General features: G+C 57.4%; 22 protein-coding genes and 1 pseudogene. 10 read left to right on the top strand and 13 right to left on the bottom strand.

Going from position 1 to position 19806, the window contains the following annotated elements:
• The first annotated feature begins 2 nt into the window (after positions 1-2).
• The 7 genes from alr (at position 3) to H151_RS0112740 (ending at position 7010) form a co-directional block, all read left to right on the top strand.
• A complete protein-coding gene (alr, locus tag H151_RS0112770) occupies positions 3-1094 on the top strand; it encodes an alanine racemase (RefSeq protein WP_019962056.1) in 1092 nt (363 codons plus the stop codon).
• Between the two features lie 51 nt (positions 1095-1145).
• A complete protein-coding gene (locus H151_RS0112765) occupies positions 1146-1925 on the top strand; it encodes an MlaE family ABC transporter permease (RefSeq protein ID WP_019962055.1) in 780 nt (259 codons plus the stop codon).
• Positions 1926-1934: 9 nt separating this feature from the next.
• Complete coding sequence (locus H151_RS0112760; protein ID WP_019962054.1) at positions 1935-2693, top strand: ABC transporter ATP-binding protein; 759 nt, start codon at positions 1935-1937, stop codon at positions 2691-2693.
• Positions 2694-2774: 81 nt separating this feature from the next.
• A complete protein-coding gene (gene radA / locus H151_RS0112755) occupies positions 2775-4160 on the top strand; it encodes a DNA repair protein RadA (protein ID WP_019962053.1) in 1386 nt (461 codons plus the stop codon).
• Positions 4161-4195: 35 nt separating this feature from the next.
• Positions 4196-4834: a CvpA family protein gene (locus H151_RS0112750; RefSeq protein ID WP_019962052.1), complete on the top strand. Its 639-nt coding sequence runs from the start codon at positions 4196-4198 to the stop codon at positions 4832-4834.
• Positions 4831-6297: an amidophosphoribosyltransferase gene (gene purF / locus H151_RS0112745; RefSeq protein ID WP_019962051.1), complete on the top strand. Its 1467-nt coding sequence runs from the start codon at positions 4831-4833 to the stop codon at positions 6295-6297. The genes H151_RS0112750 and purF overlap by 4 nt, the downstream gene beginning before the upstream one ends.
• Complete coding sequence (locus H151_RS0112740) at positions 6294-7010, top strand: SDR family NAD(P)-dependent oxidoreductase (protein ID WP_019962050.1); 717 nt, start codon at positions 6294-6296, stop codon at positions 7008-7010. The genes purF and H151_RS0112740 overlap by 4 nt, the downstream gene beginning before the upstream one ends.
• A 95-nt stretch (positions 7011-7105) precedes the next feature.
• Here the strand turns inward: H151_RS0112740 and H151_RS0112735 are convergent, their stop codons facing one another.
• The 11 genes and pseudogenes from H151_RS0112735 to H151_RS0112685 form a co-directional block, all read right to left on the bottom strand.
• Positions 7106-7414 (bottom strand): hypothetical protein, encoded by a 309-nt coding sequence (locus H151_RS0112735; protein WP_019962049.1) that lies wholly within the window; start codon positions 7412-7414, stop codon positions 7106-7108.
• 181 nt (positions 7415-7595) lie between these two features.
• Positions 7596-9020 carry a ribosome biogenesis GTPase Der gene (der, locus tag H151_RS0112730; RefSeq protein ID WP_019962048.1) on the bottom strand — a complete coding sequence of 475 codons (1425 nt, stop codon included), beginning with the start codon at positions 9018-9020 and terminating at the stop codon, positions 7596-7598.
• A 17-nt stretch (positions 9021-9037) separates the two neighbouring features.
• Entirely contained in the window at positions 9038-10408 is a 1371-nt protein-coding gene (locus tag H151_RS0112725; protein ID WP_019962047.1) for a PQQ-binding-like beta-propeller repeat protein, read from the bottom strand.
• Between the two features lie 2 nt (positions 10409-10410).
• A complete protein-coding gene (locus tag H151_RS0112720) occupies positions 10411-11178 on the bottom strand; it encodes a tetratricopeptide repeat protein (RefSeq protein WP_019962046.1) in 768 nt (255 codons plus the stop codon).
• 153 nt (positions 11179-11331) lie between these two features.
• Positions 11332-12153, bottom strand: coding sequence for a 3-methyl-2-oxobutanoate hydroxymethyltransferase (panB, locus tag H151_RS0112715; protein WP_019962045.1), 822 nt, complete (start codon positions 12151-12153; stop codon positions 11332-11334).
• Positions 12154-12274: 121 nt separating this feature from the next.
• Positions 12275-12649 carry a beta-ketoacyl-[acyl-carrier-protein] synthase family protein gene (locus tag H151_RS0112710; RefSeq protein ID WP_019962044.1) on the bottom strand — a complete coding sequence of 125 codons (375 nt, stop codon included), beginning with the start codon at positions 12647-12649 and terminating at the stop codon, positions 12275-12277.
• Positions 12646-13164 carry an RNA polymerase sigma factor gene (locus H151_RS0112705; RefSeq protein ID WP_233354583.1) on the bottom strand — a complete coding sequence of 173 codons (519 nt, stop codon included), beginning with the start codon at positions 13162-13164 and terminating at the stop codon, positions 12646-12648. Before H151_RS0112705 ends, H151_RS0112710 begins: the two co-directional genes overlap by 4 nt.
• A 48-nt stretch (positions 13165-13212) precedes the next feature.
• Positions 13213-13635: a hypothetical protein gene (locus H151_RS16460; RefSeq protein ID WP_019962042.1), complete on the bottom strand. Its 423-nt coding sequence runs from the start codon at positions 13633-13635 to the stop codon at positions 13213-13215.
• A gap of 42 nt (positions 13636-13677) precedes the next feature.
• Entirely contained in the window at positions 13678-14280 is a 603-nt protein-coding gene (locus H151_RS16455) for an NnrU family protein (protein ID WP_019962041.1), read from the bottom strand.
• A 108-nt stretch (positions 14281-14388) separates the two neighbouring features.
• Positions 14389-15155 (bottom strand): annotated as a pseudogene (locus tag H151_RS17845) (YggS family pyridoxal phosphate-dependent enzyme).
• 2 nt (positions 15156-15157) lie between these two features.
• On the bottom strand, positions 15158-15859 hold the full coding sequence (locus H151_RS0112685) for a glutamine amidotransferase (RefSeq protein WP_019962038.1): 702 nt from the start codon (positions 15857-15859) through the stop codon (positions 15158-15160).
• Positions 15860-15920: 61 nt separating this feature from the next.
• Here H151_RS0112685 and H151_RS0112680 point away from each other — a divergent pair, with 61 nt between their 5' ends.
• A complete protein-coding gene (locus tag H151_RS0112680; protein WP_169336759.1) occupies positions 15921-17216 on the top strand; it encodes an aminotransferase class I/II-fold pyridoxal phosphate-dependent enzyme in 1296 nt (431 codons plus the stop codon).
• A gap of 17 nt (positions 17217-17233) precedes the next feature.
• Here the strand turns inward: H151_RS0112680 and H151_RS0112675 are convergent, their stop codons facing one another.
• The gene (locus H151_RS0112675; RefSeq protein WP_019962036.1) at positions 17234-17728 is read right to left on the bottom strand and encodes a TlpA disulfide reductase family protein; all 495 of its coding nucleotides are present in this window, start codon (positions 17726-17728) and stop codon (positions 17234-17236) included.
• 187 nt (positions 17729-17915) lie between these two features.
• On the opposite strand from H151_RS0112675, the gene H151_RS0112670 reads away from it, so the two are divergent.
• Positions 17916-18371 (top strand): carboxymuconolactone decarboxylase family protein, encoded by a 456-nt coding sequence (locus H151_RS0112670; RefSeq protein WP_019962035.1) that lies wholly within the window; start codon positions 17916-17918, stop codon positions 18369-18371.
• Between the two features lie 11 nt (positions 18372-18382).
• A complete protein-coding gene (locus H151_RS0112665) occupies positions 18383-19339 on the top strand; it encodes a sigma-70 family RNA polymerase sigma factor (protein ID WP_019962034.1) in 957 nt (318 codons plus the stop codon).
• Here the strand turns inward: H151_RS0112665 and soxR are convergent.
• Complete coding sequence (soxR, locus tag H151_RS0112660) at positions 19300-19779, bottom strand: redox-sensitive transcriptional activator SoxR (protein WP_019962033.1); 480 nt, start codon at positions 19777-19779, stop codon at positions 19300-19302. The genes H151_RS0112665 and soxR overlap by 40 nt on opposite strands.
• Positions 19780-19806: the final 27 nt, after the last annotated feature.

The raw sequence follows: 19806 nt of genomic DNA, 5'->3' as shown, positions 1-19806 counted from the left end.
CTATGGATTTGACACAGGCCCAGCCGCGCGCCGAGGTCATCATCGACCGCGATGCTTTGGCTGCGAACTATCGCACCCTGACCCGCCTGGCCCCGAAATCCAATGTCGCCTGCGCCATCAAGGCCGATGCCTATGGCCTGGGCGCTGAGGCCGTGGGCCCGCGCCTGGCCCGCGAAGGGGCGAAAACCTTCTATGTTGCCAGCTTGGAAGAAGGCGTGGCGCTACGCATTGCCTTCGACGCGGCCGGGTACACAACGCCAGAGATTTTGATCTTTTCGGGCTTTTGGCCCGCTTTCGCCGATCTCTATACCCACCATCGTCTCAGCCCCGTCATCAATTATCCTGAGCAATTGAAAGCGTTTCAGGCCCATGGCGGCGGCGCGGCCGCCCTGTTCCTGGATACCGGGATGAACCGGCTGGGCTTTAGTCCTGAGGATGCGCGCGCCCTGGCACACAGCCCGTCGGCCTTTGAGGGCATAGGTCTCACGCGCATTATCTCGCACATGGCGTGCGGTGATGAAGCTTCGCATGCGCAAAATGCTGCGCAGCATACTCTGTTCACTGAACTCACTTCGCAGTTGCCACAAACGGCGCTCAGCCTCGCCAATACCGCGACCACCCTCTTGGGAGAGCGCTATCATTTTGATGAGATCCGCCCCGGCGTTGGTCTTTATGGCGCGAGCCCGGTGGGCCTCAATAATCATCCCTTCCAGCCCGTGGTGACAATCCGCGCGCCGATCCTGCAAATTAGACCTCTTGGACCAGACCAGCCGGTCGGCTATGGGGCCAGCTATCACACAGACGCCGCCAAAACGCTGGCCACGATTGCCTTAGGCTATGGCGATGGCCTGCTGCGTTCAACCAGTCCGGGCGGCTATGGTCTGGTCAAGGGTGCCCGTGCGCCGTTTTTGGGCCGGATTTCCATGGATTTCAGTGTCATTGATGTCACAGGGCTGGATGTCAAAGTCGGCGATCACGTGGAAATTCTGGGGGGAGAGATTGATCGTCTCGCCGCAGCGGCCCATACCATTGGCTATGAATATCTGACGCGTTTGGGAAGCCGGTTGGCGCGGGTCTATCGCGGCGCGCCTTAACCCGCAGAGCCGCCAAACAACGCGTCTTTGCAAGGATGATCCGGGGGACTTATGTCCATTATATTCTACCCTTTTCAGGCCACAGGCCGGGCGGTTCTAGGCTTTTTAAGAGCGCTGGGCGCGATCAGCCTATTTGGCGCGCAGGCCCTGTGGGCCATATTGATCCCGCCTTATTATCCCGGCCAGCTGATCCGCCAGATGTTTCGCATCGGCTATCTCTCCTTACCTGTCGTGGGCCTCACAGCCCTCTTCACCGGCGCGGCGCTGGCACTGAATATCTATACCGGCGGTTCGCGCTTTAACGCTGAACAATTCGTCCCCAATATTGTCGCCCTGGGTATTGTGCGCGAGCTGGGCCCCGTCATCGCCGCGATTATGATCGCCGGGCGGGTCTCCTCTGGCATTGCCGCCGAAATTGGGGCGATGCGCGCGACCGAGCAGATTGACGCCCTGCACACCCTCGCCACCGATCCGGTGCGCTATCTGATTGCGCCGCGGGTTCTGGCTGGGCTGTTGGTCCTTCCGCCCCTGGTCGTGATTGCCGACATTATCGGCATTATGGGCGGCTTTATGGTCGGCACCTTGCGCCTCGATTTCGTTGGCGCGATCTATATCCAGAACACCTGGGACATTTTAGAACCCTTTGATGTCATCTCGGGCCTGATCAAAGCGGGCGTCTTCGGGGTGTTGCTGACCTTGATGGGCTGCTATCACGGCTTCAATGCTCAGGGCGGCGCGCAGGGCGTGGGCCGGGCCACCACCGATGCCATGGTCTCAGCCGCCGTTCTGATCATCGCGGCCAATTTCCTGCTCACCTCGGCCTTTGTGTAGGGGGATAAGATGAGCCAAGCCCCAAATTCACCCGCCACAAAAATCCGCTGGTCCAATGTCTGCAAACGCTTTGGCGACAAAACCGTCCTTAACGGCCTCAATTTAGAGGCTAAAGAGGGCCGTTCCCTCGTCGTCATCGGCGGCTCCGGCACCGGTAAATCGGTGTTGTTAAAATGCGCACTCGGCCTTCTGGCACCCGACAAGGGCCGTGTGGAGATAGATGGCAAAGCCGTCAAAGCCGGGCGTCATGATGATCCCGGCATCGCCCAAATCGGCATGCTGTTTCAATCCGGAGCTTTGTTCGATTCCCTTCCCGTCTGGGAAAATGTCGCCTTTCGCCTCATCCAACACGATAAGGTGAAACGCAGCGACGCCAAAGCGCGCGCCATCGCGGCTTTGGGCCAGGTTGAACTGGGCGCAGATGCCGGGGAGAAATTCCCCAATGAGCTTTCTGGCGGCATGTTGAAGCGCGCAGCCCTGGCGCGCGCGATCGTCTCGAAGCCGAAAATCTTGTTCTTTGATGAGCCCACCACCGGCCTAGATCCCATCACGGCCGATGTCATCAATCATCTTATTCGCCAGCAAGTCAGCGAGCTGGGCGCGACAGCGGTTTCCATCACCCATGACATGGCCTCCATGCGGGTGATCGCCGATGATGTGGCGATGATTGATCAGGGCGAGATCCGCTGGCAGGGTGAGCTGTCTACGATTGATGCGTGTGAGAACGAACGGGTTCGCGCCTTCATCACCGCCGGTCAGCACGGCTAAGCTGAGACGGGCGCGGCGCGGCCCTCTCGAATCGCGGTGATTGCGCTATAAGGCGCTCTCAACTCTAAGAAAGGCATTTGCATGGCGCGCGTGGAAAGCATCTATGTCTGCCAATCGTGCGGCGGGGTTCAGGCAAAATGGGCCGGGCGCTGTGATGCGTGCGGATCATGGAACACGCTGCAGGAAGAAACGCCGTCTGCCCCCTTGGGCACCAGCGCCAGTAAAGCCAAGCCCGCCAGCGCGCGGCGATCGAAAATGAATTGGGTCGATCTGGGCTCTCAGACCGAAGACCCGCCACGCTATCAAACCGGGATCAGCGAGCTGGACCGGGTGTGCGGCGGCGGAATTGTACCGGGCTCAGCGCTGTTGGTGGGCGGCGATCCGGGGATCGGCAAATCGACACTTCTTTTGCAAGTCGTGGCCAAGTTAGCGCAAAATGGGGCCAAGGCGGTCTATGTCTCGGGCGAGGAAGCCAATGATCAGGTGCGTCGGCGCGCCAAGCGCTTAGGCCTGGCCGATGCGCCTGTGGCCCTGGCCAGTGAAACGGCCCTCTCGACCATTCTCGATGGCCTAAAAGCCGAACAACCCGACATCGCCATTATCGATTCGGTGCAAACCCTGTGGAGTGACCAACTGGCCGCCGCACCCGGCACTGTGGCCCAGGTACGCGCCTGTGCGCAGGAGCTGGTGCGCTTTGCCAAAAAGCGGAACACCGCCATCATTCTCGTTGGCCATGTCACCAAGGATGGTCAGATCGCAGGCCCGCGTGTGGTTGAGCATATGGTCGATGGCGTTTTGTATTTCGAGGGCGAGCGCGGTCATCAATTTCGCATCTTGCGCGCGGTAAAGAACCGCTTCGGACCGACCGATGAAATTGGCGTATTTGAGATGAGCGATCTGGGCCTGCGTGAGGTGGAAAACCCCTCCGCCCTCTTCCTGGATGGTCGCGGCGGCGATGCCTCAGGCGCAGCCGTCTTTGCCGGCATGGAGGGCACGCGCCCGGTCCTGACTGAGATCCAGGCCCTGGTCGCCCCTGCCGCATTCGGCACGCCGCGCCGCGCGGTCGTAGGCTGGGATTCAGGCCGCCTCGCCATGGTGCTGGCGGTATTAGAGGCGCGCTGCGGGCTCAATTTTGGCGGGCGCGATGTGTATCTTAATGTCGCAGGCGGTTTTAAAATCAACGAACCGGCCGCCGATCTTGCCGTTGCGGCGGCGCTCGTCTCCTCGCTCTTTGATTCGCCCTTACCACGTGACAGCGTGGTTTTTGGTGAATTAAGTCTTTCAGGCGATGTTCGACCCGTAGGGCGAACCGAGCTTCGCCTGAAAGAATCAGCTAAGCTGGGCTTCACGCAAGCCTTTGCGCCTGCTGGGATCGAGCAGGACACGCTGCGAATTTATGGTATAGACACCATACGCGCTCTGGTCGAACAGCTTGATCGGGGCCAATCGCGAGACGATGACGCTTGAGGGGTTAAGCGTTTAACGGGGTGAAAGGATCGGCCATGGAAAGCGGGTTTAGTGGCTTTGATATTATCGCGCTTGCCGTGATCTTTATCTCCGGCGTGATGGCCTTAACGCGCGGCTTTGTCCGCGAAGCCCTGACCGTCACCGCCTTCATCGCTGCTGCCCTCGCCGCCCTGTGGACCCGCCCGGTTTTTGCTGGCCTGATCCTAGAGCTCACCTCCTCCTATCTGCTGGCCAATATCATCGCGATGGCCTCGACCTTTGTGCTGGTTTATCTCGCGGTCAGCTTTGTGACCTCCTCGCTCTCGCGCGATGTCAAACAGGGCGAAGATGTCAATGTGGTTGACCGGACACTGGGCTTCGTTTTTGGGGTGATCCGCGGACTTATTCTTTTAGGACTTGTTGTGCTTGTCTTTAAGAATACCACCCTTGCGGGACCCCCGACATGGCTGCGCACGGCGCGGATCTACCCTCTGGTGGAAGCAACCTCTAACCTCTTGCAATCTTTAGCGCCTTCAGGATCCTGGGCGGCGCAAAGCCATGCAGAAACTGCCCCGCAGACACCCCCTCACCCCCAGCCGACACATGATCAGGATACAGAAAATACAGATACCCCCCTTGACCCTGATCCAATTGGCAGCCTTATCCAGTCCAGATCACAGGACGATGACGGATGACCTTTCCAATTCTTGCTTATGATACCGAGCTCGATTTGATCCACGAAGAATGTGGGATCTTTGCCGCGCGCGGTGTAGACCATGCCAGTGTCCTCGTAGCGCTTGGTATTCACGCCCTCCAGCACCGCGGTCAGGAAGCGTGCGGGATCACCAGCTATGACAATGGCCTGTTCCACAGCGAACGCCATCAAGGTCTGGTGATGGAGCGTTTCACCGAACAAGCCGTTCTCGACCGGCTCTCGGGCTCCATGGCGATTGGGCATACGCGCTATTCGACCTCCGGCGCGCCGACCCTGCGCAATGTTCAACCGCTTTATGCCGATGTGCGCGGCGGCGGTTTGGCGATTGCCCACAATGGTAATCTGACCAATGCGCGGACCTTGCGCGAACACTTGGTCAGCCAAGGTACGATTTTCCAATCGACCTCAGATTCAGAACTGATCATCCAGTTCACCGCCAAATCTGAGAAAGCCACCCCACAAGAGCGCTTCATTGATGCCCTGCAACAGATCGAAGGCGGCTATGCCATCGTCGCGATGAGCAATGAGATCATGATGGCCGCACGCGATCCTCTGGGCATTCGCCCCCTGGTGATGGGGGAGCTGGATGGCGGCGTTGTCTTCGCGTCTGAGACCTGTGCGCTGGATGTGATTGGCGCGCGCTATCTGCGCGATGTCACCCCTGGTGAGGTGATTTTCATCACCGATGAAGGCGTCGATGCGCGCCGCTTTGCGCCGGAACAGCCTGCACGTCCCTGCGCCTTCGAATATATCTATTTCGCCCGCCCTGACAGCTATATGAATGGGCGTAGCGTTTATGAAACCCGTAAGCGGATGGGCCGTCGCCTGGCGCAAGAATGCCCCGCCGACATTGATGTCGTGGTGCCGGTTCCTGATAGCGGTATGACATCCGCGTTGGGTTTTGCCGAAGAAATTGGCAAGCCCTTTGATCTGGGGATTATCCGCAGTCACTTTGTTGGGCGGACTTTCATTCAGCCCACTCAAGCGCGCCGCGATCTGGGTGTGCGCCGCAAGCATGCCGCCAATACCTCAGTTCTGGCCGGTAAGCGGGTCTTACTGATCGACGATTCCATCGTGCGCGGCACAACCTCGCGTAAGATTGTCCAGATGGTGCGTGATGCCGGGGCCAAGGAAGTGCACTTCCGCTCGGCCTGCCCACCGATCAAATTCCCAGACTTCTACGGCATCGACATGCCGCTGCGTGAAGAGCTGATGGCCTCCAGCCATGATACCGAAACCATGCGCCAGCATTTGGGCGCGGACAGTTTGGGCTTTCTTTCCGTTGAGGGGCTTTACTGGGCGGTCTGCTATGAAGCGCGCAATAATGAAACCCCTCAACTGGCCGATCACTATTTCACCGGCGATTATCCGACCCGCTTGGTCGATATGACCCGATCGCAATCGTCCAAAGATCAACAATTATCCTTCCTGGTTGAAGCATGAGCGAACACAAACTGTTAGACGGCCGCGTTGCGCTGGTCACCGGGGCATCGCGCGGGATCGGCTATGCCGCCGCCAAGGCCCTTGCCGCCCAAGGCGCGCACATCATTGCCACCGCCCGCACCCAAGGCGGCCTGGAAGAGCTGGACGATGCCATCACCTCAGCCGGGGGCAGCTGCACCCTAGTGCCGATGGACATCACCAGCCCGGACGGTATCGAGAAGCTGGCCGAAGCCATCACGGCGCGCTGGGGTAAGCTGGACATTCTGGTCTGTAATGCTGGGGCTTTAGGCGTGTTACAACCTGCCCACCAGATCACCGCCAAAACCTGGAACGAAGTGCTGGCCGTCAATGTGATCGCACCCGCACGCTTCATCAAAGCCTTTGAAGGCCTTCTGCGTGCCTCTGACGCAGGCCGCGCCATCTTCACCACCTCAGCCGCCGCGCAAACCCGGCGCGCCTATTGGGCCAGCTATTCAGCCTCTAAAGCCGCGCTTGATGCTCTGGTGCAAAGCTGGGCCAAAGAGCTGGACGAAACCTCGGTCCGCGTCAATCTGCTCGATCCCGGTCGAACCCGCACCGCCATGCGCGCGAAAGCTGCACCCGGTGAAGATCCCATGACCCTGCCCCATCCTGATGACATTGTTGGGGCCTTCGTGGAACTGGCCCGCGCTGAAGAAACTCGCCATGGTGTGATTGTTGAGGCGCAGGCCTAATCCACTCATGCATTTGACGTTCAAAAAGCCTCGCCAGATCGCTCTGACGAGGCTTTTTGCTGGCTGTTGATCGGGGGAACCAAAATTTATAAGACTTACGCCTCAATAACATCCACAATAGGCGTTGCAAGGGGAGCGTCCTCAGCCCGCACCTTTTCTAAAATAGCGTTAAGGCGTTCTGTATCTAGGCCTTCATCGGTTAGCCCACCCTGACAAAAGGCCGGTGGACGAGGGCTGCACCACGTCCCATCTGGGAAAATCTGGGCTTGCGCACACCAGAACCAGCTATCACACCATTCATCCTGCCAATCGGCTTGGCTTGGCGCGCTAACGCTCATCATCAATCCCAAGCATAAAGCAGTACCGGTCACCAGACCTGAAAAACGGTTTACAATCTTAGACATAACGCACTCCCCTTTGATTATTGTATAGGTTTATGACCCCTACAGGCTAAAGGAGAAAGCCTCGTATAATCAACCAAAATGCGAGCGCAATGAACAAATTACCTTCCGGGAAGAAAATCAACTCACTATAGGCATAGCTAAAATAAAACCCCGGACATGCCGGGGTTTTAGAAGGTTTTGATTAGCGCTTTTTCTTTGGCGCATAGGGGTTTTCACCGCCCTTCACTATCAAGCGGATCGGCACTCCGGGAAGCTCGAAGGCTTCACGCAAACCATTGATCAAATAGCGCTTATAGCTATCCGGCAGGTATGACGCACGCGAACACATCAAGACAAAGGTCGGCGGACGGCCCTTGGTTTGTGCCATATAGCGCGGCTTGACGCGGCGCCCATCCACAGCCGGAGGCGGGTGGCGCGCAATCATTTCGTGTAGCCAATCATTCACATCGCGGGTCTTGACCTTGGCGGCCCAGTTGCGATGCAGCGCCATAACCGCAGGCATAATTTTATTCAGGCCAATGCCGGATTTTGCGGAGATCGGCAGCAAAGGCGCGCCCTTGATTTGTGGCAGCAAACGATCGAATTCTTCGCGTAAATAGCGCAAGGTCGCTGGCTTATCCTGAACTAAATCCCATTTGGAAATCAGAACCACCAGGCCGCGCCCCTCCTCCACCACCTTGTCGGCAATGGTGAGATCCTGCTTCTCGAACGGCCGCTCGGCATCCACCAGCAACAAGACAATCTCGGCGAATTTCACCGCGCGCAGGGTATCGGCCGCGCTCATCCGCTCCAGGCGGTCATCGACCCGACCGCGCTTACGAAGACCAGCCGTATCGTGCAAACGCACCTTATGGCCATCCCATTCCCACGGCACAGCAATGGCATCGCGCGTCAACCCGGCTTCAGGCCCGGTGATCAGACGTTCTTGGCCAATAAGGGAATTGATCAGCGTGGACTTCCCGACATTGGGCCGGCCTGCGACCGCAATGCGAAGCGGGGGTTTATCCTCATCCGCGATCCCCTCATCCTCGGCGTCGGGATCGAAATCCTCATCGGTTTCGCTCTCAATGACATCAAGGTCTTCGTCCAGCGACACCGGATCTTTGCCAAAGCCTTCAAGATAGTCAAAAGCGGCTGAATAAAGCTCGCTCATACCTTCGCCATGGGCGGCAGATACCGCGATCGGCTCCCCCAGGCCCAGGCTATAGGCTTCAAGGAAGCCAGATTCGCCTTTTTTGCCTTCACACTTATTGACCAGCAACAGAACCGGGGTGCTGGCGCGGCGTAGCACCTCACCGACCAGCTCATCCATCGCGGTCACGCCTTCGCGCCCATCGATCATGAACAGGCACAAATCCGCCTCGGCAATGGCGGCCTCGGTCTGGGCGCGCATGCGCACTTCAATACCGTGATCGCTATCTTCATAGCCCGCAGTATCAATCAGCTTAAGCTCGAAATCGCCAATGCGCCCACGCGCTTCGCGCCGGTCGCGCGTTACCCCCGGACGGTCATCAACAATGGCCAGCGGCTTTCCCGCTAAACGATTAAAAAGGGTCGACTTTCCCACATTGGGGCGGCCGACCACGGCAACAACCGGTAAGGTCAAGGTCTATCCATGCTCCGCTAGCGCAGCGCGATCAGATGAGCCTCATCTGTGAGAACATACACAGTCTCATTCGCGACAATCGGAGCGATATACACCGCCTCGCCCAAATCGCGAGTCTCCATGACAGTTCCGTCCGTAGGGTTTACGAACACCAGATCCCCATTTGACCCAGCCAGGATCAAGCGGTTACCGGCCAAAATCGGCCCAGCCCACGCGATGCGGTCTTTGCGCTTATTGGGCTTTTCATACACGTCAAGTTGAGAAATCCACCGAATTGCCCCGGTCATACGCTCAAACGCGACGACTTGCGCTTCTGTCGTGACCAGGAAGAGATAATCCCCGGCCACCCAAGGGGCATTCAATCCGCCTGCAGGTTGTGTCCAGATCTGCTCACCCGAGGTGATATCAAAGGCGGCGAGAATGCCAGAATGGCTCATCGCATAAACCTGATCGCCCATAATCACCGGGCTGCCCGCGATATCATTGATCGAGGACATGGGCGTCAAACCACCCGCACGGGTCAAGCTATCCGACCATAAGGGCGTACCGTTCTGAGCCCGCAGGGCATAAAGTTCGCCAGAGGTATAAGGCACAACCAAAACCTCACCGGCGACGGCCGGACTTGGCGTCGTCAACAGACGCGCGGTTTCTTCGATGCCGCGGTGGTTCCACATTATATCGCCGGTATTGGCGTCCAACGCCAATAATTCATTATCATCCGTACCGACATAGACCACGCCGTTAAAAACGGTCGGCGCAGTGTGGAAAGGCGTAATCGCCTGCGCACGCCACAATTCTTCACCCGTTGAGGCATCGAGCGCGACGAAATAATTATATCCCGCATGGGCAAAGATCCGGCCACTGTCCGCCGCAATCGCACCGCCGAAAGAATAACGATCATTGTCGTTTGGACCTTCAAAGCGATGCACCCAAAGCTCCGCCCCCGTCTCAGCATTGCGCGCCGACAAACGCCCTACAGCATCCAGAGTATAGATGACATTGTCCAACAAGACGGGACGCGCGTTCATACGCTCACCGCGCGAAGAGCCTGTGCCAACGTCCACACGCCATAAACGGCTGAGATTTCCGCTCGCCTGCGTATGCTGCAAGGCATGGGTGGGATAGCCATCCGCCATGGGCCAGCGATCATTGGTATAGGCCGTGGGCAAGATCACCGGCTGATTGGTCGCGTCAGCGGCGCTGATACGATCTTGCAATTCCAGAATTGAAATCCGCTGCGAGGCCGCAGGCGCATTCGGATCATCGGTTTCTTCACCCTGGAAGGGATTGAGCTGGCCCAAACGCTCCCCCGCGCCACACGCGGTTAGAGACACACTGGCGAGGAGGATGGCCAGCAAGGCCGATCCGCGTTTGATGTGATGGGCCACGCTTAATTCTCCTGAGTGGAAGTAGTCAGAGGATCAGAGGTTTGCTCGCCATGGGTAGTATCACTGGCGGGCTCAACGCTGGCAGGTTGAGACGTCTCAACAGGGGCGGGAGTGGGGGCAGGCAAAGGTGCGTTTTGATTGATCAGCGCCAAGGCTTCGCGCGCGCGTTGATTCAATCCCGGCGCGTCCAGCTGGATCACCAAGATGTCGTATTGCGCGCGCGCTTCATCCCAGCGCCCAGCCTTCATAGCGGCGGCACCGATCAATTCACGCGCCAACAAGCCATAGGTCGCATTGCCTTCGGTCAAAGGACGCAAACGGATCACCGCATCGTCATAAGAAAGCGTTTCAAACTCAGCCAGAACGCTTTTATAGCGGGCCATATCGCGAATAATCGGATCATTGCTGCGCGTGGCCGCCTCGCGATAAAGGCTCGCCGCTTGCGCCGTATTGCCTTGTTCCAGCGCATAGGCCGCATTTTGCATCAACGCCAAAATGCCATATCCTGATGGCCCAGAGGTCGCCAGGTCACGCAAGGCCGCCAAGGCGGCTTCGTCTTCGCCGGCATCCAGGTTTTCTAACGCACCCAGATACTGGTCTGAAGCGCGCTCGGCCGCGACCTTATTGAAGTGCTTATACGCTTCAAACCCTGCCACACCCAGAACGATGGCCGTAACCGCGCCTAAAACCCACGGGCCATATTGTTTGAAATAAGCCATATAGCGTTCATGACGCAGCTGTTCTTCGACTTCATCAAAAATATCGGCCAAGGTCGGCTCCCCATAGTCCCATGCTCAGCCCTCAGAGAGGGGCCGCATTCCATCAAATCATGCGGACCCTAGCCGCGCCTAACGCGCGGGGCAATATCGAACACCCGTTAGGGATGGTCAAAATACGCTTTCTTGATGCTTTTAGCCCTGAATTTAAGACTTTTTCAGGGCATAGACCTGATTGGGGCCGGGAAAAGCGCGCGCGCGCACATCGCTGGCGTAAGATTCGGCCGCCTCGCGCATCACCTCGCGAATATTGCCATATTGCTTGACGAAGCGCGGGGTCCACTCAAACCGGCCCATCATGTCATCGGTGACCAGAACCTGGCCATCGCACTGGACCGAAGCCCCAATGCCAATCGTGGGGGCTTTCACAGTGGTGGTAATCTCCACCGCCAAATCCTCAGCCACGCCTTCGACCACGATGGCAAAGGCCCCAGCGGCATCGGCGGCTTTGGCTTCGCCGATCACCTTTTGCCATTCGTGCTCGCTGCGCCCCTTGGCCTTGAACCCGCCATCAACCAAAGCCGCTTGCGGGCGAAGCCCGACATGGCCCATCACCGGAATGCCGCGCTCCACCAAATAGGCGATGGTGTCCGCCACATAAGAACCCGCCTCGACCTTGACGGCTGTTGCACCGGTTTCACGCAAAACCCGCGCGGCATTGGCAAAGGCCTGTTCTTTACTGGCTTCATAACTGGAAAAAGGCATATCCACGACGACCAGCGCGCGCTGTGACGTGCGCATCACAGCCTGGCTATGCAAGATCATCATGTCCAGGGTCACCGGCACAGTTGAAGGCAGGCCATGGACCACCATGCCCACAGAATCGCCCACCAACAGGACATCACAAATCGGATCGAGCAGCGCCGCCGTCGGCGCATCATAAGCCGTCAACGCGACAATCGGTTCCCCGCCCTTGCGCGCATAAATATCCGGCACGCTTAAACGACGCGTTTGGGTGTGTTGAGACATGACCTGCCCCTCCCCTTCATCTTTATATGACGTTTTTCAGTCCTGGCGGGGAGGCTAGACCAGGATTGTGCACTTGCACATAGGGGGCGCTCACATTTGTGTCGGTTTTTTAAAAATCCGATTACGCGCGTTGTGAAAGCAGCAGCGAAACGCCCATCAACACCCCCCCGACACAGATCGACGCCAACAGCTGCGGTCCATAGCTGGGCATGGCTAACCCGGTCATCTGCTCCAGCGCCATCCAATCAATATCGAACAGGCGCTCTAATTGCGCGCCGCCGATCAATCCAGCCAGTGAGCCTGCACCGCCCAAGGTCAGGGTGCGAAAGCGCGAGGGCGCTTTGATGCGGTTTTCAACCCGCGCCACGAAGGCTTCATCGACCTCAGCCGGGGCCGTTTGAGCGAACAGAGAAGTCAAATGCGCATCAAAGACCATGTCTTCATCCTCAAGGCCTTGCGCCTCCAGATCCGGGTTCAAAGGGTCATGATCACTCATGCGGCGACCTCCTTCGGGGCGAAATAGGCTTTCAACTTGGCGCGGCCACGATTGATATGGGATTTTACGGTGCCCAGCGGCAGGCCCGTGGCCTCAACAATGTCGCCATGGCTCATGGAACAGGCATAACACATCACCACGCAAATCCGCTCATCCCCTTTAAGCTCGCCCAGCGCACGATCGAGGTCCTGGCTCATGCCGGCAGTTTCAGAAACGGGTTGCGCTTCATCATCCTGTTCCGCGCGATAACGCTCCAACAGGCGGGCACGTGATTTACGCTTGCGGGCCGATTGCAGAAATTCAGTGTAGGCGATCTTACAAATCCAGCCCTTGAAGCGATTATCGCCTTGATAGCTCGCCAGCTTCTCATGGGCCTTAATGAAAGTGTCCTGGGCCAGATCATCGGCTTCAGCGTGATTGGCACACAGCCGCATCAATAATCCGCGCACAATCGCCTGATAGCGCCGCACAAGCTGGCTGAAGGCGGCCTGATCAGAGGCCACCTTCACCAACATGACTAGCTCGTCATCACTGGGCTCCATCACCGACGCTCAGCTGATACGTCAAGCGTTATCGTTCAAATTTTGATCCGTCTCGCCGTCTTTACGGGTCAGACCAAACAAGATCAGGACCAAACCGATAAGCCCGGGAAAGCTGCCGATTCCGGCAAAGATCATCATCAAATTTGGCGCATCTTCATCCATCGCCATTTCAGGGATAGACAAGGTCATCGCATAGCCGAAGAACACCATCGCCAAGGCGATGGCGATCAAAATCGAGCCCGCCTTCAGATCTTTACGCTTGCTGGTGTCTGATTGAACGCCGAGCGCGCGCACAAAGGACGGGGTGACCGTCTGACCCGATTGAATGGCTTGCCTGACCGTCTTCAGCACATTCTCACGGCGGATAGTTCCAGCTGTTTGCACAGCAATAACGATACCCAGGATCATTAAGCACATGATCACGGGAGGTAATACGTCTTCCATGATGTCTCTCCTATCAGAGATTATTGTTATGGAGCCCCTCTTCTAGGGGGCTTCGATAGGTAAGATGCCCCACTCACCGAGTTTGGATGCAACATCGAACACCGCAACACCAAAAATATTCATATGGAAGTGCGCCACCAAAGCCGCTGCGGCCAAACCCACAACAATAACAATAAGATCAGAGAAAAACCCACCAGAGTGTTTAAATGTGCCGCCACGGGCATAAGCCTGAATACTGGCCAAAACAGACCATGCGAAGAAAGATCCAAACAGCACTGTTCCGGCCAAAGTGCCATTGGCGGCCACATGGCTGCCCGACCATAACACCGTCGCCAACATCATCGGATGGCGAATAATCGAGCGGATATGGCTGGGCACATAGGTCGCGATCAACAAAATGAAGGCGATCGGCATGGCAATCAACGCCACTTCACGGCCCAGCTCCGGCGGATACCACAACACCTCTGAAGGGTGGGCCAGGATATGGCCATAGACAATGAAGACCAAGCCGATGGTGGAGATGATCGAATAGATGACCATGTAAAGACCATCGCCAAAGAGCGCGAGCAAGAATTCGCGGATCCCCAGTAAGCGAACCGAGTGTATGCCCAAAAACAAGATCAAGCCGATGATTAAGACTGTCATGCGCGTCCCCTCGCCATGTTTCGCGCAGCATAGACTGATTTCTGGTCTCGGGAATAGACAATGCGGCAAAAACCCCTCACCTGTGGCAGAGATAGCGCTAGCGCGGGTTTAACCGCCCATTCCAGGCCAATAATGGGCATCGGGCAAGGGGCGCGGGCCGAAAATCGCCTGACCGACCCGCACTAAAGTGGCCCCTTCTTCAATGGCCCATTCGAAATCCCCTGACATCCCCATGGAGAGCTGATCATAGCTAAGCTCGGGCGGCCCGTCCTGACGAAGGCGCGCCTGAACGTGACGCATCCGGCGAAAACATGCGCGCACCCGGACTTCATCATCACTGAACAGCGCCAGGGTCATCAGACCTTTGACTTTGAGATGCGAAAACGGCGTCAAAGCGTGCGCAACGCCAAGGCCTCATCGGGATGGAGACCATATTTACTGGCTTCATCGGAAGAATTGATCTGAATAAAAACGTCCAGGCTGCGCCCTTCATGTTCCAAGCGACGATCCAAAACCTCCGCCGTTGAAAGCTTATCCAGCGCCTGAAATTCATGGGCGAAGCGCGCGACATATTTGGCTTTATTGCTCTGTAGATGACCAATCACCGACCAGCGAATGGGATAAGCGCTCAAGGCTTCTGCCTTCAGCCGCGCTTCCTGCACCTTGTTTTCGCCCAGATAAGTACACCCTGCTGCCAAGCTGAGCTTTAGCCGCTCAATCTCTACGGTTTTGCTGACGGGCAGCAAAATCACCTCTGATCGCGCCCGCCCGGCGCGTTGACAGGCGGCCGTAATGCGCGCCTCAACCGCGGCCAGATTGGCGCGAATATCCTCCACCGTTTGGGCACCAGGATAGTGACGCTTGGGCTGATCCATCCCTAAAACTCCAATTGTTGGAGCCAAGCGCTCATCACTTGATGGGCTTTGGCTTTCAGCTCTGGCGCAAAACGCGCGCAATCACGGCGCAACTGACCTAGATCAATCTTGGCGTGGGACAGCTCATGCGCATGCCCGATCAGCCAGCGCTCCATCTCTGGTGCGCAAAACTCCGGGTGAAATTGAACGCCAAGAATATTACGTCCCTTACGAAACGCCTGGTGGGGACACAGCGCGGTGGAGGCGAGGCTTTCACACCCCGCCGGCAGATCAAAATTATCGCCATGCCAGTGCAAGGTTACCGGCGCGTCAATGAAGGGAGCGAGCACACTGTCCTTACCCGCTTGTGACAATGTCACAGGATGAAAACCGATTTCCTTGTCTTGGCCCGGTGACACCCGCGCGCCCAGCGCAGTCGCCATCACTTGTGCGCCCAGACAAATTCCCAAAGTTGGCCGGTTCGCAGCCATGCGTGTACGCACTAAAGCTATCTCCTCATCAATAAAGGGATAGATCGCGCCCTCATAAGCCCCGACAGGCCCGCCCAGCAGGATGATAAGGTCGGTTTTAACGGGCTCTATCGTCCATAAATCGTGCACACCAACATCATAATAATGGACTTGATACCCGGCAGATTTCAGGGCCGGTTCAAATCCGCCCAGATCTTCGAACTGAATGTGGCGAATGGCAATTGCGGTTTTCAAGACAAAGCCCCTTGCGTTTTGTCACATGACAAATTAAGTTATGACCATGGACAAACTTTACATGACGGGCAGCAGCGCTGTCCAGATCGCCGATTCAATAGAAGATGCTATTCGCAATGGCCATTTGAACGGCGGCGACACCCTTCCCCCTGTGCGTCAAGCCGCTAAGGTCCTGGGCGTACATCATAATACCGTGGCCTCGGCCTATGCACGCCTTCGCGATGCAGGCCTTGTCCAGTCCAGCGGACGTGCAGGCACCTGGGTCAATGATATCGAATTGCCCTATGACGCATTGGCCAAGCCGATGGCCGAAGGTGTTGTTGATTGTGCATCGGGCAATGTGGATGTGAATTTCCTGCCCGATCCAGCCAGCGCGTTTAAGCATCTACCCTATCAACCCATCGGCTATGAAGTCGGCGGTATTGATCCGGGCTTTTCGGTATGGCTCAAGGCGCGCCTGCGCCGCGATGGTATTCCGCCCGATCATCTCGCGGTTATGTCCAGCTCCCTAGATGCGCTGGAGCGCGCGCTGCGCGCCCATGCCCATGCTGGAGATACCGTTCTGGTGGAAGATCCCAGCTGGCCGCCGATTCTGGCGCTGGTGCGGGCCTTGGGTCTGCGTATTGAGCCTGTGGCAATGACGCCGGATGGAATTGATCTCAACAGCCTTGAAAAGCGTCTGAAAACCGCCGTCGCCGTCATCATGACGCCGCGTGCCCATAATCCGACAGGCGTCGATTATACCCAGGAGACCTTGCAAGGGCTTCGTGATCTGGCCCAACACTCACCGCGCACCCTCTTCATCTTTGATGACCATTGGGGCGCGCTGACCGGCGACCCCCTGCCCTTCGCCTTTCAAGATGTCGAGCATTGGCTTTATATTCGTTCCGCCTCAAAGCCTCTGGGCCCAGACTTCCGTCTGGCGGTCTGCGCGGGCAGTGAGCGGATTATCACCCGTATGGCGCGCGCGCAGATCCTGGGGCCACGCTGGGTCAGCCATATCATTCAACGCGCCGTCCACTGGCTATGGTCCGATGATCGCCACACACCCCGCCTGGAAGCGGCCCGCGCCGCCTATCATTTACGCCGCGAAACCCTGCGTGATTGTTTGAGTGACCTGAAGATCAAGACCTGGGATGGCACCGGTCTTCATGTGTGGATCCATGTGCCCCATGAAGCCGATACGGTGCAGGCGCTCGCCCTTTCGGGCTGGGCGGTTCAACCCGGCCATCCCTTCCGCCTGCGCTCCAAACCGGGCATTCGGGTCAGTATTGCCAATATCTCGCCCATTGATGCCCCGCGTTTGGCGCGCGATATCGCGACCAGTATTCGGCCTCGCTCACGCTTGGTCACATAACTCAGCGTAAAGAGGGCCTAGCCCGCTTTCATCAATGCCATAATCTCCGCGCCCAACTGCAAATCCGGGATATGCCCGAAATGCTGGGCGCGGCGATCGCCCTTACGGTCAATCAACACCAAAGTCGGTGTGCCTTGCATATTATAGCGCGCCATGGTCGCGGGTAACATCTCGCCCTCAACGCCTTGATCTATGCCAATAGGAAAGCTCAACTGGTTTTCTTTGACGAAGGCTTTCAGCGCGGTGGGCGTCATTGCGTCATGGTGTTCAAACACCGTGTGAAGCCCAATCACCGCGACCTCCTCGTGAGAGAAGAGCGCATGCACCCGCTTGGCCTGCGGCAGGCTGGATTGCACACAGCCCGGACACAGCATCTGAAACGCCTCCAGCACAATCACCTTCCCACGCAGCGCCTTTAAGCTGAGCGATTGATCGGTGTTGAGCCAGCTTTCCACGTGCCATTCGGGCGCTGGACGCGGACGGGCAAAGGGCTGAGTTGAGTTTTGGGTCATGGCGATCTCCTTTGCTCCCACATAGGGCTCACAAACCCTCACCATCAGATACCCCCTCAGCTTTGCCTTCGTTTTTATTTCGCTTTCACACAGCCCCAGACATTTTCCAGCTTTTTTCAGCCCTGATGTCACAGGACGAGGCCCTATCGCGTCTTAGTCATAACAGTTGAGAAAAAGGAACCTCCCCATGAAACCCCGGATCAATCATTTCAATGCCAATCCCAAAGTCATGCAGGCCATGCTGAGCTTCTCAGAGCACAGTGACCACACCAGCCTGGAGAAAAAACTGGTCGAACTGGTCAAAGTGCGAGCCTCGCAGATCAATGGCTGCGCCTTCTGCCTGCACATGCATACGCGTGATGGCCGCGCAGCTGGAGACAGTGAAACGCGCTATTACCTGCTCGATGCCTGGCAGGAATCCCCACTCTATTCTGAGCGCGAACGCGCCGCGCTGGCCTGGACCGAAGCCTTGACCCGCTTGTCAGAGGCCACCATTTCGGATGAAGGTTTCGCCGCCGTTCGCGAGATGTTTTCAGAAAGCGAAGTGGTTGAGCTGACCTTACTGGTTGTCACCATCAATGCCTGGAACCGGTTTGGTGTGGCCTTCCGCCCCATCCATCCGGTTGAGCCCGAAATCGTCTAAGGACTAGAGATATGGCGCACGATCCTGACAGCTTTCACACCCACCGCCATCATCTGTTCGGTTTGGCCTATCGCATGTTGGGATCGGTCGCCGAGGCCGAAGACGCGGTTCAAGACACCTATCTGCGCTGGCACGCCCGCCCGGATGAGGACATTTTGAACCCCAAGGCGTATTTGTCCACCCTGATCACCCGGCTATGCCTGGACCGTTTACGCTCAGCACGCCATCGCCGCGAGCATTATGTCGGCCCCTGGCTGCCTGAGCCTTTGATCCATACCCATGAGCAGATCGAACCAAGCGCGGAGCTGAGCCATATTCGCGCGCAAGACGCCTCCATGGCCTTGATGATGGCGCTGGAGCGTTTGACGCCCTTAGAGCGCGCGGCGTTTTTGCTGCATGATATTTTCGACATGGATTATGACGCCATCGCCCAAAGCCTGGAACGCACACCTGCGGCCTGTCGCCAACTGGCGGCACGCGCGCGCACCCATGTGCAAAGCGCCAAGCCGCGCTTTGATGTCGATCAGAGCGAAGCGCGCACCCTCACCAATGCCTTCTTTGCCGCCTGTCAAAGCGGAGACTTAGCCGGCCTGACCCAGATCCTGCACAGCGAAGCCAATCTCTATACCGATGGGGGCGGCATCAAAACCGCAGCACTGAACATCATCAAGAGCGGCAACAAAATCGCACGCTTCTTTCATGGCTTGGTCCGTAAGGGCGACATTCAACCCCCGCTCTGGTCCATGCCCCTACAGATCAATGGGCTGGAGGGGCGCTTAAGCCTGGAAACCGATGGCACCTTGCAAACCACAGCCCTTGAACTTGCCGAGGGCAAGGTCCAGGGCGTCTATGTGGTACGCAATCCTGAAAAAATCACTCATTTGTGGGCTCTCGTCCCTGCGCATCTACGCCCAAGCGAGATATCCCCTCAAACCTCATCGGATTTAGGACCGGGATCCAGGAGTTGAGCGCCTGGCCCCTGTTTAAACAAGACATCATCGCGGTTGCGTAACGGACACTGGCCTGTGGTCAAACACCCACAGCCAATACAGCCCACCAGCTGATCCCTCAGCCGCGTCAGCTTATCAATTCGGTCTGTCAAATCAGCCTGCCAGCCTTGGGCAACACGGCGCCAATCGGCCCCCGTCGGGGCCCGATCCACAGGAATGGCCGCCAGTGCCGCTTTAATCTCCTTCAAGGGGATGCCCGCGCTTTGGGCGACTTTGATCACGCCAATCCGGCGCAAGACCGCACGGGGATAGCGCCGATGATTAGCCCCATTGCGGTGGGCCTTTATCAGGCCCTCGCCTTCATAAAAGTGCAAAGCCGAGATCGTAACGCCTGCGCGCGCCGCGACCTCACCCACCGACAACTCCTTAGAAAGTGGAGATGATTTCGCTTCTGACATTGTGCAGTTCCGCGCTTGACCTCAACC

The organism is Woodsholea maritima DSM 17123, from assembly GCF_000382325.1.
GTDB lineage: Bacteria > Pseudomonadota > Alphaproteobacteria > Caulobacterales > Maricaulaceae > Woodsholea > Woodsholea maritima.
The sequence above is the reverse complement of the archived record's forward strand: the minus strand, read 5'-3'. Positions and strand labels throughout refer to the sequence as shown.